This window comes from Pedobacter sp. PLR (genome assembly GCF_026239675.1).
Classification (GTDB): domain Bacteria; phylum Bacteroidota; class Bacteroidia; order Sphingobacteriales; family Sphingobacteriaceae; genus Pedobacter.
Genome location: NZ_JAPIVQ010000007.1, coordinates 179,344 through 195,382 on the forward strand (window position 1 = coordinate 179,344; position 16,039 = coordinate 195,382).

Consider the following 16,039-nt stretch of genomic DNA (forward strand, 5'->3'; position numbering starts at 1 on the left):
CAGCACAAATCCATTTACTTTTAAAAACACCCGCTCCTTAATCAAAACCTACCCTTTATAATCTGCTGCATCCGTATATATTTTCTCGATCACCACTCCGTTTTTCTCCAGAATGACTTTTCTTTTTAAGCTTAATTTCGGGGTCAGTTCACCACCATCAATGCTCCATTCTTTGGATAGCAGCGCGATGCGTTTCACTTGTTCCCATTTGCCAAATTCCTTGCCGCTATAAGCCACAATTTCATCGTATTTTTTCAAGACCTGCGGGTCTTTGATCATCAGTTCATTGGTAGTATAAGGAATTCCCTTTTTCTCACACCAGGTTTTCAAGGCTGCAAAAGTGGGAATAATTAATGCTGAGGGGAACTTCCTGTTTTCACCAAGTACCATGACCTGTTCCACCAATGGCGATTCTTTCAGTTTATTTTCCAGCATTTGTGGTGCTACATATTTACCGCCTGCGGTTTTAAAAATCTCTTTCTTACGATCGGTAATTTTTAAGAACCTGCCTTCTATCAGTTCGCCGATATCTCCGGTATGGAACCAGCCATCCTTATCAATAGTTTCTGCAGTCAGGTCTTCGCGGTTGTAATAACCTTTCATGATGTTATGTCCACGGGCCAGTACTTCGCCATCCGGCGCAATTTTAACCTCTACCCCATCAATCGGAGGACCTACGGTTCCGAATCTGGCGGCTCCGTGATAATTTACGGTAATCACCGGAGATGTTTCTGTGAGTCCATATCCTTCGAACACCGGCATTCCTGCCGCCCAGAAGATGCGGCATAAACGTGGGTTTAGCGCGGCACCACCGGAAACGATCACCACGATCTCCCCGCCCAGGGCTTCCTGCCATTTTTTAAAGACCAGTTTTCTCGCGATGTTCAGTTTAAAATTATAAAAAGCACCGTTATCGAATTCAAATTTCTCCGCTACGGATAGCGCCCAGAAGAAAATTCCTTTTTTAATCCCGGTTAGGGCTTTCCCCTTTTCCATAATTTTATCATATACCTTTTCCAGCAAACGGGGAACAGTAGAGAAGGCATTAGGTTTTACAAACTGAATGTCTGCTACAATGGTTTCCATACTTTCTGCATAGTAAATGGCGGATCCTTTATACATGTAGAGGTAAATGATCATGCGTTCAAAAATATGCGACAATGGCAAAAAGCTCAAAGCCTTGTTTAATCCCGAAGGAACCAGTACAGACGATTTTTCAAAGTTTTTCACCAGGTTATCATGCGTGAGCATCACTCCTTTTGGGGTACCGGTTGTACCGGAGGTATAGATTAAGGTTAAGATATCTTCCGGTGTTACTGCTTTACGGTACACTTCCAGATCAAGGTCTGACTGTGCTTTTCCGGCTTCAACCAGTTCTTCCCAGGAAGCCACATCCTTTACCGGATTGAAACTATAAATTTTCACTTCATGTTTCAATCCTGCGCAAGCCAGTTTCACTTTTTCATAGATCAGGTCATCGGCAACAAAGACGATGGTCACTTCCGCATTTTCCAGAATAAATTTGATATCATGCTCGGCGAGTGTCGGATATAAAGGAACCTGATAAGCGCCCAGCTGCACAATGGCGAAATCCGTAATGTTCCATTCCGGCCTGTTGGCAGACATAACCGCCACCCTCGACCCTTTTTTCACACCAATGCCAACCAGTCCTCTGCTCAATGCATCAACGGTTTCGCAAAAATGTGGTGTACTATATTTTTTCCACTCCCCTTTAACCTTACCACTGATAAACTCCTCTTTGGGAAAATTCTCTAAATTGTATTGAAGTAAATCAAATACGCGCGTGATATTTACAGCCATATGTGGTTATTTTTATATTTAATACCTGGTCCTTTCTCAAATCTAACAAATTAAATGTGCTATTAAAACCAATTATTATAATGGTATGTTTTCTTTTATTCAGAATAAACAGGAGAAGATTCTGTAGGCCAGAAGTCCATTTTATGAGCTTACCTTACTACCTGCAGCAGGCATTAAGCCTGGATTTCTCTGACCTTCTTATCGTGATATTTCAGAAAAAAAACACAATCGCACTGAAATAATACAAAAAAACCACTTTGACATGACTTACGGCACAATAGTTGTAAGGGTACGAACCGGTTACAAAAATTAATTAAAAACACAATTATGAAGAAATTACTTACTATTATTTGTTTATCAGTGATTGCTACGTTTGCATTCCAATCTACTTCAAACGCGCAAAGTTACAAGAATGCTATTGGTGGACGCTTTGGTGCTGCTAATGGGGTTACTTTCAAAACAACATTGGGTGGAAACAAAATGGTAGATTTAATTGCCAACTTTAGATCAAGCGGTAACTATAGCTATTTCCGTGTAACGGGTTTATACGAAATCTATAACCCAATCAGCAATGCTTCCGGCTTAAACTGGTACTATGGTATTGGTGGTACTGTAGGATCTGTTAAATACAAACCACATAATGAAAGTGATCTTTACTTAGGTTTAGACGGTGTTTTAGGTTTGGATTATAAATTTGCTGATGCGCCAATCAACCTTTCACTAGACTGGAAACCAGCAATCGGATTGGTTCCTGAAACTGATTTTGATGCTTCTGGCGTAGGACTATCTTTACGTTTCACTTTCTAAGTAAACGCAATTTCCAGCTGGCACCTGATCAGTCAGCTGAATGCCAAATCAGAAAAAAAGCATAAAAGGAAAAAGGGTTAATCTGCATGAAATCATGCAGATTAACCCTTTTCCTTTTTTAACGATATCTGGTTTTAAAACATCTTGTTTCTAAACGCCCATCCAGCCTTTACGTACGGCAACTTCTGTTGCTGTAGCATTCGGGTCGATCTCTGCGATCAGTTTGATGTTTGGGTTCGCTTTTAACGTCACATTGAAATCTCTCAGTTCACCGTCTCTTTTCACTTTCACAGTAACCACATCACCAACATTGCTACCAGCAATTACCGGCATGCGTTCCAATGCAGCTTCTACCGGAATCCCGTTTACACTGATCACCTCATCGTTTACATTCAGGCCATCTACCCATGCTGCCGAATTTCTCGATACTGCAGAGATATAGATTTTACCTTCTGTTTTCTTAGAAGCTACGCCGATGTAAGGAACTTGTTTTCCTTCATTTTCATTTTTAACGCGGATACCTGCATAACCAAAGTATTTATCATACTCCAGGGGATGTGTACCTGTTACATATTTAGCCCAGAAATCAGTAAAGTTTTTTCCGCTGATTTTTTCTACCATCGCTTTAAATTCAGCATCGGTATATCCTCTGTTCAGTTTCTTTCCCTGCAGGTACATTGCTTTCATCACATCGTCCAGGCTTTTCTTTCCTTTGGTTGCATTTGCAATTTCGATGTCCATTAAAAGGCCTACTACTTCACCTTTGCTGTAGTAAGAAACGCCGGTGTTGCTTGAATTTTCATTTGGTCTGTAACCTTTAATCCAGGCATCATAGCTAGATTCTGCTGCCGACTGTACCTTAGCGCCCGGTGTGTTTGATACCGTTGCTACGGCCGTTGCCAATCCATCAACAAAAGCTTTCTGGTCTACAAAACCTGCACGTAATACCAGTTTGTTCTCATAGTAAGAAGTAAAACCTTCAGACACCCACAGATTAGTTGTATAGTTTTCATTGTCGTAATCGAATGGGCCTAAAGCAATCGGGCGCATTCTTTTCACGTTCCATAAATGGTAGTATTCGTGTGCTACTAAATTCATGAAGCCTAAATAGCCATCTGTTGTGTTGTAGGCATCACGGGAAGCGCCAAGAACCGTTGAGTTCAAATGCTCTAAACCGCCGCCACCTTTTACAAAGTTGTGTACAATAAAAGTATAATGCTTGTTGGGATTTTCACCGTAAATGGCTGTTCCAAGTTCAACAACTTTCGCCATATCTACTTTTAAGCGTTCTTTATCGTAGTTACCACCACCAAACATGGCAACCGTATGTTTTACACCGGAAGCTTCGAAATCAAAAACATCCTGGTTTCCTACTTCTATCGGGCTATCAAATAAGATATCAAAATCTGCTGCTTTGTAGGTGAATGCCTGACCTGCTACCGGCTCTAAACCTGTAGACACTTTCGTCCAGCCTTTAAAAGGAATTACCTTAACCGTGCTTGGCAGGTTCAGCATCCCATCAGGATACATGAAAATCCCTGTGCTGGACAGGAAGGCGTGACGGTCGTCGATGAAAGAAGTACGCACAGAAACTTCAAATGCATATACTCTATATTTAATTTTAACGTTTTTTGCTTTCGCTGAATAGACTCTCCATGCGTTCTTTTTTACTTTCTCAACTTTCGCTGCTTTGCCGTTAGCTGTTGCCGTAAAATCTTCTACACTTTTCTCAAATTCACGGATCAGGTAAGAACCTGGTGCCCATGTTGGCATCTTTACATCTACAAAATCTTTGGTCAATCCGGAAATGTTCATTTCCATTTCTACATAATGTGCTTGTGGCTCAATAAAGCTCACCTCGAAAGCTACTTTCACCTGCGATTTTGCGGTCATACCTAATGATAGTAATACTACTAATCCTGTTAATGTTTTTTTCATTGAATTGTTTTCCTGCTTATTTTAATATTCCCCTGCACTGCTGCTATCAAAGCGGTGTTTTTCTTTTGTCACACAATTATTATATTAAACTCTTGAAAAGTCGCTAAACCATCCGTCCTTTTCAGCGTCCTACTGTTTCGCAAATTTATAATTTATCCTTTTCTGTTGCCTTTAAATTGGCAATTAAGCTGTAACATACTTAATACAAGCTATTAGAGGCGGTTTAAATAAATATTTTTGCTTGTTAACTTATCCCATTCAGCACACAAATATGAAACTAAGGTACATTATCTATACCCTCATCGCTCTAGGCATCGCCTATTTAGTTTACTATCGGATTTCTGCAAATAAAAAAATAGCCGGTGATGGTCCTGGAATGTCAAAAGGCAAAGCTGGTCCGGCAAAGGGATTACAGGTAAACGGTATGGTGGTTTCGGCTAGTGATTTCAGCAGTAACCTGGACATTACCGGAACGCTGGAGGCCAATGAAACCGTAGATCTGCGTGCTGAGGTATCTGGGTTAGTGACCAAAATTAATTTCAAAGAGGGTTCTAATGTAACCAAAGGCAGTTTATTGGTAAAAATCAACGACCGCGACATACAGGCACAATTACAGGATGCCTTAACCAAACAACGATTGAGTGCCACCAATGAAAACAGATCTAAACAGCTGTTGGAAAAAGGAGCGATCAGTCAGGAAGAATATGATACTTCTCTTGCCAACCTGCAATCTTTAAAAGCACAGGTACAATTGGTGAAGGCACAACTTGCCAAAACCGCCATATACGCCCCATTTAGCGGGAAGATCGGTTTACGCTCCATTTCTGAAGGCGTTTACCTGACTCCTACTATGGTGATTGCGAATTTATCCAGTATCAACCCCTTAAAACTCAGCTTTTCTGTTCCGGAGAAATACATCGGACAGATTAAATCGGGTGCAGACATATCCTTTACAACCGATGGTTATTCAAAAACATTTACCGGTCGCGTGTTTGCGATAGAGCCGGGCATCAATACTGCCACCAGAACTTTACAAATCAAAGCATTGGTACCTAATGCAGATCAGGAACTTCGTCCGGGTTCTTTTGCGAAAATCAAGATTGCTTTGACCACCACCAAAGATGCCATCCTCATTCCAAATGAGGCCATCATTCCGGTGTTAAAAGGGAAAACGGTGTTCATCAGCAAAAATGGCAAAGCACAACAGATTCCGGTAGAAGCGGGTACCCGTACTGCGGAACACATTATGATCACTTCGGGATTAAGTTTGGGAGACACCGTGTTGACGACCGGTGCAATGGCCTTAAAGCAGGATGCTCCTGTGAAGGTAACTGTGGTAAAAAATTAAGTTTTAATTATGAGTATTTCAACCACCAGTATAAAAAGGCCCGTTCTGGCCATCGTAATGAACCTCATGATCCTCGTTTTTGGGGTGATCGGCTATAATTTTCTTGGTGTCCGGGAGTACCCGAACATCGACCCTACCGTAGTTTCTGTGCGGACCTCCTATCCCGGAGCCAATTCAGACATTATTGAATCACAAATTACCGAGCCTCTGGAGAAATCCATCAACGGGATCGACGGAATCAGGAACATTTCCTCTTCCAGTAACCAGGGGAGTAGTAACATTACCATAGAATTCAACCTGAATAAAGACATTGATGACGCGGCAAATGACGTGCGGGATAAAGTTTCCCAGGCGGCCAGGAGTTTACCGAAAGACATTGATGGAAATCCGGTGGTGAGTAAGGCAGATGCCAACTCTGATGCCATCATCACGATGACCATTCAGAGTGACAAACGGAATGTAATGGAGCTGAGTGATTATGCAGAAAACGTAATTGCCGACCGCTTGCAGACCATTACCGGAGTGAGTAGTGTACAAATCCAGGGACAACGTAAATATGCGATGCGTATCCGGATTTCTCCGGATAAACTGGCTGCTTACGGCTTAACCACGCAAGATATTGTCACGGCACTCAACAATGAAAACGTGGAGCTGCCTTCCGGAAAAATTACCGGTGCCAATACTGAGTTGATTGTAAAAACACTGGGTAAACTAACCAATGAAGAAGAATTTAACAACCTGATCCTGAAAAACGACGGCGATCAGGTGGTTCGTTTAAAAGACATCGGTTATGCGGATTTGGGTTCTGAAAACGAAGAAACCATTTTACGGGAATCGGGGAAACCAATGGTTGCCGTTGGTCTGATCCCTCAGCCAGGTGCCAATTACCTGGAAATCTCCAAAGAATTTGACAAAAGATTTGAGCAGTTAAAGAAAGATATTCCGGAGGACATTAAGCTGAATATCTCCCTGGACAATACAAAGTTTATCAAGATGTCGGTTACGGAAGTTGCGGAAACCATCATGTTATCGCTGGTATTGGTGATCCTGATCATTTACCTGTTTTTCAGGGATTGGGCCATTGCCATCCGTCCTTTGATTGACATTCCGGTTTCGCTGGTCTTCACCTTCTTTATCATGTATATTTTTGGCTTCTCCATCAACGTATTGTCGCTGTTAGCGATTGTACTGGCTACCGGTCTGGTGGTGGATGACGGGATTGTGGTGACGGAAAACATTTTCAAAAAGGTGGAGGAAGGCTATTCTCCTTTCGAAGCCGCGATTAAAGGTTCCAATGAGATTTTCTTTGCCGTGATTTCGATCTCGGTGACGCTGGCCGCAGTATTCCTGCCGGTGATCTTTATGGAAGGATTTGTGGGGCGGCTCTTCCGGGAGTTCGGGATTGTGATTGGCGCCGCCGTCCTCATTTCCGCATTCGTATCCTTAACCTTAACACCGATGCTGAATGCCTACCTGATGAAAAAAACAGGGCATAAAAAATCTAAGTTTTACAACATGACGGAGCCTTACTTTGTGAGGTTAAATGAAACTTATGCAGAAAATCTGAATAAATTCCTGAATAAAAAATGGCTGGCCATTCCGATTATTGTGGTCTGCGTAAGTATTATCGGGCTTTTCTGGCAGCTTTTACCAAAAGAAACGGCTCCATACGATGATAGAAGTGCCATCAACATGAGGGTAACCACCCCGGAGGGTTCTTCTTTTGAATACACGGATCGTTTCATGATGAAAATCCAGCAGATGATCAGCGATTCTATTCCTGAAAAGAAGGTAAACATTACCATTACTTCTCCGGGATTCGGCGGTTCTGGTTCTACAAATAGTGGTTTCATCCGGATGGGCTTAACCGATCCGGGAGACCGGACCCTGACCCAGGATCAGCTGGCTGCAAAACTAACTAAAATCACCAGGGGATACACAGAAGGTAAAGTAGTGGTTACGCAACAGCCTACGATTTCTGTAGGCCGTCGTGGTGGATTACCGGTCAACTATATCATTCAGGCACAAAACTTCGATAAGCTTCGTGAAAAAGTGCCTTTGTTTATGGATGAGGTAGCTAAAGACCCAACCTTTACCACTTCTGATGTAGACCTTAAATTTAATAAACCAGAGATCGATTTAACCATCGACCGTGATAAAGCGAAAAACCTGGGGGTATCGGTTTCTGATATCGGCCTTGCCTTGCAACTGGGCTTAAGCGGACAACGTTTCTCTTACTTCTTTATGAATGGCAAGCAATACCAGGTCATCGGACAGTTTGAAATGAGCGACCGTAAAGATCCTTTGGACCTGAGTTCTGTTTATGTACGGAATGACAAAGGAGAGCTGATCCAGATTGATAACCTCGTGACGGCAAATGAGAAAAGTAGTCCGCCGCAATTGTATAGAAATAACCGTTTCATTTCTGCGACTGTTTCCGCAGGTCTGGCTCCGGGTAAAAGTATCGGCGAAGGTATTGCTGCAATGGACCGGATTTCTGAAAAGATACTAGACGAATCCTTTTCTACAGATTTAGGTGGAGAGTCCAGAGATTTCCAGGAGAGTTCTTCCAATACCTTATTTGCCTTTGGTTTGGCATTGTTACTGGTTTACCTGATTCTTTCCGCACAGTTTGAAAGTTTCATTGATCCGATCATCATCATTTTGACGGTTCCTCTGGCTGTTGCCGGCGCATTTTTATCGCTCTGGCTATTCGGGCAAAGCTGGAATATTTTTAGTCAGATTGGTACGATTATGCTCATCGGGCTGGTAACCAAGAACGGGATCCTGATCGTTGAGTTTGCCAATCAGCTGAAAGAAACCGGCAAGAGTGTGCATGATGCCATCCGCGAAGCTTCGGTTTCCAGATTAAGGCCAATTTTAATGACCAGTCTGGCGATTGCCATTGGTGCGTTACCGATTGCGATGGCTTTAGGTGCCGCCGCAAAAAGCAGAATGGGTATGGGTATTGTCATCGTTGGGGGAACTTTATTTGCCCTGATCCTGACCTTATTCGTAATCCCGGCCATTTACTCGTACTGGTCAAAAGAACATAAAGCAAATACAGAATTAGACCTTTCACTGAAAGCCGCATTGGCTGAAGAGGCGCTAGAAAAACAAGTTAAGAATCATGAACCAGCTTAAACACTTTCAGCTCCTGAAATTCAGGAAGCTATTGTTCCCGATTGCCCTGTTGCTAATTGGCAGTACGACTGGTTTTGCACAGCAAAAACTGAGTCTGGAAGAAGCCATCAGCACTGCGTTAAAGAACAATTACGACATCAAGCTCGTGAACAATGATATCCGCATTGCGAAAAACAATGTGAACCCTGGTAATGCAGGTATGCTGCCACAACTGACCGCCGATTACAGCAAGGGTGGCAGCAGACAGAATACTGTACAAACCGCAGCTACCGGTGTAGAGAAAAAATCGGACGGCGTGAGGAGTACCAACCAGAATTATGGTGCTTCACTGGGCTGGACCGTCTTTGATGGTTTCCAGATGTTTGCCAATTATGACCGTTTGAAAGAATTGCAGAAACTGGGAGAGGTAAATTCGAAAGGAACCATCTTAACCACCGTTGCCGATGTGATCAGTGGTTATTATGCGGTTGCCAGACAACAGCAACTGGTGATGGCGACAGATACCGCCCTCGACATCTCTAAAATGCGCTTAACCATTGCCCAAAATAAACTGGCCATTGGAAGAGGTTCAAAGCTGGACGTACTTTCTGCAACGGTAGATTACAATGCGGATACTTCCGCTTACCTGCAACAGAAAAACCTGTTGAGAAATAGCATGGTGACTTTAAATCAAATCATGGCCAGAGATCTGAATCTTGTTTTTGAAGTTGAAGAAGCAATTAATATAGAACAGAACCTGAATTATACGGAACTGGCTGGTTTAACCGAACAGTTGAGCCCGGCTTTACAGACCGCCTTTATCAATAAGAAGATTGCAGAATTGAACTTAAAGCAGGTAAAAGGACAGCGCTACCCTACTATTGACTTAAACAGTGGTTATGAGTTTTCGAATAGCACCAGTCCGACGGGATTTAACCAGAAGTTTCGCGCCCGGGGTTTCACTTATGGTGTAACCGCCAGTCTGAACCTGTTTAACGGCTTTTTACAACGCCAGAATGAGCGCAATGCGAAAATAGAAATCAATTCTTCGGAGCTTAACCTGGAGAAAATGCGACTGGATCTGAATGCGCAGTTACTTTCTGCTTTTCAGAATTACGAAACCAACCTCGACCTGTTGAAAGTAGAGCAGCACAACCTGGATATTGCGAAACAGAATCTGGACATCACCCTGGCTAAATACCGCCTGGGTAGTATCGCTCCATTGGAGCTCCGGGAGGCACAAAGGAATTCTATAACGGCCATCACCCGCTATCTGGATGCACAATACCAGGCAAAATTGACAGAAATTAGTCTAAAAGAAATTAGCGGAACGTTAAATATTCAATAAGATTGTTATTTTTAGCGAATGATACTAGTAGCAGACAGCGGTTCCTCGAAAACGGATTGGATGGGGTACACCCCGGAAGAAACCATTAGCTTTAGCACTCAAGGAATTAATCCTTATTTTCTGAATGCTCATGACATTTTTAAGCTTTTTTCGAAGAAGAAAGATATTGCCGCTTATGCTGATCAGGTAAAGGAAATTTACTTTTTTGGTGCCGGCTGTTCTTCGCCGGACAAAGTGGAGGTGATTTCTAATGGGATTTCTTCTTTTTTCACCCAGGCCTATGTTTCTGTGGAGCATGATCTGATCGGTTCTGCCTATGCAACCTGTGGCGATAAGGAAGGATTAACCTGTATTCTGGGTACCGGATCCAACATCTCTTATTATGATGGGAAGAATATCCACCCCGGACATCACGGACTAGGTTATGTATTGGGTGATGAAGGTTCGGGCACCTTTTTTGGCCGCAAGATGATCACCGGCTACCTTTACGGAACAATGCCGGCAGAACTTCGTACTGCTTTCGCGAAGGCTTATCCAGTGGATAAAGAAACCGTAGTGACCAATTTGTATCAGAAGCCTTCCCCAAATACTTATCTCGCATCGATCAGCCGTTTTATGGCAGACCATACGGACCATCCCTACATTATTCAGATTTTAAGGGATGGATTTCAGGAATTTGTGGACAGCAATATCAAAGATTATAGCAATTACAAAACGTTGGATTGCCATTTTGTAGGTTCTATTGCTTTTTATTATCAGGACATCCTTCGGGAGATCTGTTCAAAAAACCATGTACGTGTAGGTAAGATTTACCAGAAACCGATCACTGGCATTTTCAATTATATCTTAAGAAAAGAAGGCATTACAGTTTAAGTGACAGCCGTAACATATCTTTATGCTGAATGCCGTTTTCAAAAACGGCATCAGGATAATTTAATAGAAAAAAGTCTTTGTCAACCCGGTCTACCCTAAATCCTGCGCGTTGATAAAAGGTCAGCTGATATCCAAACGTCCCTGTTCCAACCTCGATATGCTTCCCTTCCAATTCTTTCACCACTTCGATCATGTGGTTCAATAATTTGGTACCTATCCCTTTATTTTGAGCAGGAACAGCTACAGCGATATTTTTAAGTTCATAAAGATCATGACCGGTCGCCTGCAGGATATATCCTCCTACGACTTCCTCCCCCATCTTTGCGACATATACCAGGGAGTTATGCAGGTATCCCAGTACACTATCTTCCGCTGGATCGGCCAGCAGGAACAATTCCATAGGAATCGCCTCCTTTGTTCTTAAAATTCTCAAGAGGCTGCTATTCTTCTGTTCATTTCCAGTCTGACCAACAGGGCCATTCTTTCCAGCTTTCTGCGGTCTTCTTCGCTGAATACCCTTGGATTTTTATCCACGATACAAACAGAGCCTACTCTAAATCCTTCATTCGTGGTAATGGCAGCCGCAGCATAAAAGCGCAATCCGGACTCTCCCACAAACATTGGGTTCGACACTAAGACCGGGTTCTTAATTAAATCTTCAAAAACCGTTACACTCTCGTTTAAGATGGCCAGCGAGCACAGGCTCATTCCCCGTTCCATTTCTTTTCCGGTTTGGCCATGCTGGTCTGCTTTTGTCCATACGACATCTCTATCCACGAAGTTGATCATTGCGATAGGCGTATTCATCATGGTTGCCGTGATGGCTGCCAGCTGATCAAAATAAGGTTCCGTTTTCGTGTATAAAATCTTGTATTTTTTTAAATTTTCTAATCTTGCCTCTTCATTTGATGAAACCAAGACACCCCCCGTGTTGTTTTCCAATTCTTTACGATCTAATTATTACCCTTTATCAATTACCATACCCGGGGTATGGCCTATCTCTATGGTAAACAGGAAGAAAAGTATATTAGAAATAAATCAATCCCTATGGCATCTTTGCGCAGAAATCCTGCCAAATGCGGAGGTGCCCACTACTACCCGAATAACAGCCGGCTCAAAACAGGTCCTAAAACCCTGGCTTTTGCAGGGTAATTATTACTCATTTTGTTGATATAATAGCCTATTTAACTACGCTATTGAATTTATAAATACTTTAATATCCTATATTCAAAATAGAGGTGCCCTCACACCAATCCAGTGTATAATACTGAATATCAATCAAAAGTAAACAAATTCCTGAGGTTTCTTAAAAAAAAATAATTGCAACGTTTTAACGAGTCACTTTTTCCGATTTGCTAAATTCCCATACATTTTTAGCAGATTTCAGATATTCTACCTTGTAGCTCTCGTTAGGGGGTAAAGTGAAGTGGAAAACCAAAGTGGTTTCATTGGGATCTTTAGGTAAAAAGCCGGGAAGTAAGGTATCCGCAACCATTTGTATATGACTTTCTGGGTAATTCATATACAAATCTAAGGATAGAAATCAGTATCATGTTCAACATCAGTAAAACTTATCTTAAAATTGATGGTCAATTAGCAATTAGGGACAATGAAACCAAATATTAAGCAGCGACCTGAATCTTATCCATAGGGATTTCGGGCAGAATGGGTTCACTGAACCGAAAAGTAAAACCCCGGTTGATAAAAGCGCTTAAAAAGGGCTTTCATCAACCGGGGTTTATCAGGGAACTTATTTTTAACCTTTGGAACTTATTATCTTTTAGTCACTATAAATTCGGTACGTCTGTTTAATGCACGACCGGCAGGATTATCTTTTCCTTTGATGGTATTTTCGGCTACAGGCCTGCTCATTCCATAACCTTTACTGGTCATCCGGCCTGGATCAATCCCTTTACTAACCAGGTAATCCACACATGACTTCGCCCTTCTATCGCTCAGGTCGAGGTTATATCCGGCAGTACCTTTATTATCGGTATGGGCACTGAGTTCAATTTCAATTGTTGGATTATCAACAAGAATGGTATACAGGAAGTCCATTTTTTCTTTGGAGTCTTCTGTCAGCTCTGCCTTATCAAATTCATAAAGCACATTTTTTAACTCGATCGGTCCCGGCGGCCATGGCACCAGGCAAATATCTTCGGTCAGCAAGGTATCTTTCTGTGCAAGCTGATCATAAGAATAGGACAGAATTTTATCGAAATAATCCTTTTTTGAGGCGGTAATTTTTAGCCGGCGATTGGTATTCAGTTGAAAATTATATTTCCCATCCGGGCCGGTGGTAAACATGAACTGTTGTAAGGAATCCGATACTGTAACCAGTACATTTTCCAGTGGCTTCCCATCCTTACAATTAAAGACCTGACCCCTTAGATTCAGGAATTCACGTTTCAGGTAGAAGACTTCCAGGCAGCATAAAGACTCCCTGTCGGAACTGATATAACCTGCTACATCGTCTTCATCTACCGATGTAAAGTAAAGGTCGTCTTTGGAAGAATTCATCGGGTAACCGAGGTTACGCGGATCGGACCAGCTGTCGAAGTCGCCTTCACTTTCATAGAAGTCGAAACCACCAAGACCTACTTTTCCATTGCTGCTAAACAGTAATTTTTTAGTTCTGCTATTGTAATAGGGAGCTTCTTCATCACCGGCAGTATTGATGGTATTACCCATATTGACAGCCTGCCCAAAAGATCCATCCGGACGGATGGCACAATACCATAGGTCATATTTACCGAATCCACCCGGGCGATCTGAAGCGAAGATCAGGTATTTTCCATTTTTACTCACAAAAGGCTGCATAGAATTGAAGCCATTGACATTGATACTTCCGCTCAGTTCTACCGGTTCAGACCAATCTGAACCGGAGGTATTGCGCTTTAGCTGATAGATCTTTCTGGTCTCTCTGGCATTCCATCCGGTCAGGAACATTGCTTTTCCATTTGGAAGGAAGGCTGGTGCCGCGAGTTCTTTATCTTTGATATTGGTAGTTACTCTGCTGACTGTGATCTTTTCCTTCATCAGGTTTCCGGTAGCTTCATAGATGGCATTTACATAAGGGCTTTGTTTTCTGGTCACCTTTGCACTGCCTTTATCATCAGATAAAACAACGCTTTTACCTTTGCTGTCTACTGGTCTGGAAGAGCTGAAATATAAAGTACTACCTCTCAGTAAAGGCGTGTAATTGGATCCTGCCTGATTGATGTCATTGTTTAATCTGGCCAGTTTAAATAGCCTCGGGTGGCTCACTTCATACAAAGCAAATTCGCAGGAAGCGATTCCCATGTTCGCGTTTCTTTGATATTCCCCCTGCCCATTATTTTTCTTCAGAAAGGTTTTGAAAGCGGTAATTGCTGCTTCATAATTCTGGTTGGCTCTAAGTGTAACGCCATACCAGAAATCGGCAAGGTTAAATTTAGGGTTACTAAAAGTGATGGCAATGGCATACCATTTTTCGGCATCTCTATAGTTTTTATATTGCCTTAAAGATTCGGCCAGCTGGTAGACACTATTTTCATAGTCTTCTTTCTTTGGGCTATCTTTTTTGAGTTTACTTTCAAAGCCGTAAGGCACTACAAATCCGGCGGTATCGGAAGAAATCTGCAGGGCTTTTTTATAATATTCCGCAGCGGCATAATACTCCTTATTTTGGTAATAGATGTCTGCAACCCTTTTACTATTGGTTACAAACTGAGCAGAAGCAATACTGCCAAGCAGCATAAAGACGAGTAATAATCTAAGTTTCATGATACGTAGGGTTATAATCTTGGACAAAAGAAATTAGGACCGGTAATTCCTCTTCTTCGGGTAAAGGAGATCGACAATTCTAATCCTCCCTGGCTTTGGGTGGCCTTATTGAGGCTTGAGGTATTGAAATCATAACTTACTCCAATCACCATGTTTTTAATATTCAGGCCGAAGAAGGCAATTGCCGCATCGTCTACTCTATAATTTGTGCCGAACATCAGATCTGTTTCCGGATTCACCATCATTTTGGCATAAGCACCAAAAGAAGTTTCCTTTGCATTACCTTGTTTCATATACAGGGCATTGGGTGTAATGTCTAGCATATCGGTTACCCTGACTCTTGCTCCGCCATGTGCGGCATATCGGATGGGCATTTTAACATCTGCTCCTAAAAACTTGTCGACAGGTCTGGTCAGGTGAGCAGCCATTGCCCCACCAAATACATTGACGGTCTGGTCTGGATTTCCATCAAAATACATGACCCCTACATTCACATCGGGAACGAGGGTATTTGTTGAGCCAAAATTTTCGCCGGCACCGAAGTTAGGGTCATAACCGGTTACGGGATTAAACTGACTTCCCAGGGTGATTTTGGAAGCATTAAAACTTTTATTCAGGATACCTGCCTGTACACCGAAGTTGATCATATTCAATCCGGTTTGTCCGAAGTGAATCCGGTAAGCGGCAGAGGCCATGGCACTCAGGTGATTGTAGCCAATGTCTCCGGCATTCTGGTTTAAGATCATTCCGCCAAAGGCCAGGTTTTTAACGGGGGCCATATCAAATGACGCGCCCCCGGTTAAAAACGAATTGGCAATAGACCCCCATTGTTGTTTTGCGTTTATTGACACCCGATAATCGCCGTCAATAACTCCCGTCATGGCTGGGTTTAGCCATAACGGATGGGCATAATATTGTGAGAAGTGAGGGTCTATCTGTGCGACAACCCTTTCTGCTCCCATATTTAAAAATGCGCTTAGTATAATAATTCGAATTAGGTTCTTCATAACAAATGT

Annotated in this window: 12 protein-coding genes; 5 read left to right on the forward strand and 7 right to left on the reverse strand. The window is 42.4% G+C overall.

The features are described 5' to 3' along the window. Window positions 1-48 precede the first annotated feature (48 nt). A complete protein-coding gene (locus OQX61_RS18220) occupies window positions 49-1,821 on the reverse strand; it encodes a long-chain fatty acid--CoA ligase (protein WP_265843233.1) in 1,773 nt (590 codons plus the stop codon). A 327-nt stretch (window positions 1,822-2,148) separates the two neighbouring features. Between OQX61_RS18220 and OQX61_RS18225 the strand changes: the two genes are divergently transcribed. Beyond that, on the forward strand, window positions 2,149-2,628 hold the full coding sequence (locus OQX61_RS18225) for a hypothetical protein (RefSeq protein ID WP_265843234.1): 480 nt from the start codon (window positions 2,149-2,151) through the stop codon (window positions 2,626-2,628). 150 nt (window positions 2,629-2,778) lie between these two features. On the opposite strand, the gene OQX61_RS18230 is transcribed toward OQX61_RS18225, so the two are convergent. Next, on the reverse strand, window positions 2,779-4,566 hold the full coding sequence (locus OQX61_RS18230; RefSeq protein ID WP_265843235.1) for a PDZ domain-containing protein: 1,788 nt from the start codon (window positions 4,564-4,566) through the stop codon (window positions 2,779-2,781). Between the two features lie 271 nt (window positions 4,567-4,837). Between OQX61_RS18230 and OQX61_RS18235 the strand changes: the two genes are divergently transcribed. The 4 genes from OQX61_RS18235 to OQX61_RS18250 are packed head-to-tail and all read left to right on the forward strand — an operon-like array spanning window position 4,838 to window position 11,258. Beyond that, window positions 4,838-5,914, forward strand: coding sequence for an efflux RND transporter periplasmic adaptor subunit (locus OQX61_RS18235; protein WP_265843236.1), 1,077 nt, complete (start codon window positions 4,838-4,840; stop codon window positions 5,912-5,914). A 9-nt stretch (window positions 5,915-5,923) separates the two neighbouring features. Beyond that, complete coding sequence (locus OQX61_RS18240; protein WP_265843237.1) at window positions 5,924-9,058, forward strand: efflux RND transporter permease subunit; 3,135 nt, start codon at window positions 5,924-5,926, stop codon at window positions 9,056-9,058. After that, window positions 9,045-10,385: a TolC family protein gene (locus OQX61_RS18245; RefSeq protein ID WP_265843238.1), complete on the forward strand. Its 1,341-nt coding sequence runs from the start codon at window positions 9,045-9,047 to the stop codon at window positions 10,383-10,385. The genes OQX61_RS18240 and OQX61_RS18245 overlap by 14 nt, the downstream gene beginning before the upstream one ends. A gap of 18 nt (window positions 10,386-10,403) precedes the next feature. Then, window positions 10,404-11,258: an N-acetylglucosamine kinase gene (locus tag OQX61_RS18250; protein ID WP_265843239.1), complete on the forward strand. Its 855-nt coding sequence runs from the start codon at window positions 10,404-10,406 to the stop codon at window positions 11,256-11,258. On the opposite strand, the gene OQX61_RS18255 is transcribed toward OQX61_RS18250, so the two are convergent. The 5 genes from OQX61_RS18255 to OQX61_RS18275 form a co-directional block, all read right to left on the reverse strand. Next, window positions 11,248-11,691 (reverse strand): GNAT family N-acetyltransferase, encoded by a 444-nt coding sequence (locus tag OQX61_RS18255; protein ID WP_265843240.1) that lies wholly within the window; start codon window positions 11,689-11,691, stop codon window positions 11,248-11,250. The genes OQX61_RS18250 and OQX61_RS18255 overlap by 11 nt on opposite strands. After that, complete coding sequence (locus tag OQX61_RS18260; protein ID WP_265843241.1) at window positions 11,688-12,200, reverse strand: GAF domain-containing protein; 513 nt, start codon at window positions 12,198-12,200, stop codon at window positions 11,688-11,690. The genes OQX61_RS18255 and OQX61_RS18260 overlap by 4 nt, the downstream gene beginning before the upstream one ends. 388 nt (window positions 12,201-12,588) lie before the next feature. Further along, window positions 12,589-12,780 (reverse strand): hypothetical protein, encoded by a 192-nt coding sequence (locus OQX61_RS18265; RefSeq protein WP_265843242.1) that lies wholly within the window; start codon window positions 12,778-12,780, stop codon window positions 12,589-12,591. 251 nt (window positions 12,781-13,031) lie between these two features. Further along, window positions 13,032-15,023, reverse strand: a complete 1,992-nt coding sequence (locus OQX61_RS18270) for an OmpA family protein (protein WP_265843243.1) — start codon at window positions 15,021-15,023, stop codon at window positions 13,032-13,034. 11 nt (window positions 15,024-15,034) lie between these two features. Further along, complete coding sequence (locus OQX61_RS18275) at window positions 15,035-16,030, reverse strand: PorP/SprF family type IX secretion system membrane protein (RefSeq protein ID WP_265843244.1); 996 nt, start codon at window positions 16,028-16,030, stop codon at window positions 15,035-15,037. Window positions 16,031-16,039: the final 9 nt, after the last annotated feature.

Bases quoted from the DNA above. Each gene is read 5' to 3' on its own strand.
- OQX61_RS18220 (WP_265843233.1), bottom strand. From the start codon at position 1,821: ATGGCTGTAAATATCACGCGCGTATTTGATTTACTTCAATACAATTTA.
- OQX61_RS18225 (WP_265843234.1), top strand. From the start codon at position 2,149: ATGAAGAAATTACTTACTATTATTTGTTTATCAGTGATTGCTACGTTT.
- OQX61_RS18230 (WP_265843235.1), bottom strand. From the start codon at position 4,566: ATGAAAAAAACATTAACAGGATTAGTAGTATTACTATCATTAGGTATG.
- OQX61_RS18235 (WP_265843236.1), top strand. From the start codon at position 4,838: ATGAAACTAAGGTACATTATCTATACCCTCATCGCTCTAGGCATCGCC.
- OQX61_RS18240 (WP_265843237.1), top strand. From the start codon at position 5,924: ATGAGTATTTCAACCACCAGTATAAAAAGGCCCGTTCTGGCCATCGTA.
- OQX61_RS18245 (WP_265843238.1), top strand. From the start codon at position 9,045: ATGAACCAGCTTAAACACTTTCAGCTCCTGAAATTCAGGAAGCTATTG.
- OQX61_RS18250 (WP_265843239.1), top strand. From the start codon at position 10,404: ATGATACTAGTAGCAGACAGCGGTTCCTCGAAAACGGATTGGATGGGG.
- OQX61_RS18265 (WP_265843242.1), bottom strand. From the start codon at position 12,780: ATGAATTACCCAGAAAGTCATATACAAATGGTTGCGGATACCTTACTT.
- OQX61_RS18270 (WP_265843243.1), bottom strand. From the start codon at position 15,023: ATGAAACTTAGATTATTACTCGTCTTTATGCTGCTTGGCAGTATTGCT.
- OQX61_RS18275 (WP_265843244.1), bottom strand. From the start codon at position 16,030: ATGAAGAACCTAATTCGAATTATTATACTAAGCGCATTTTTAAATATG.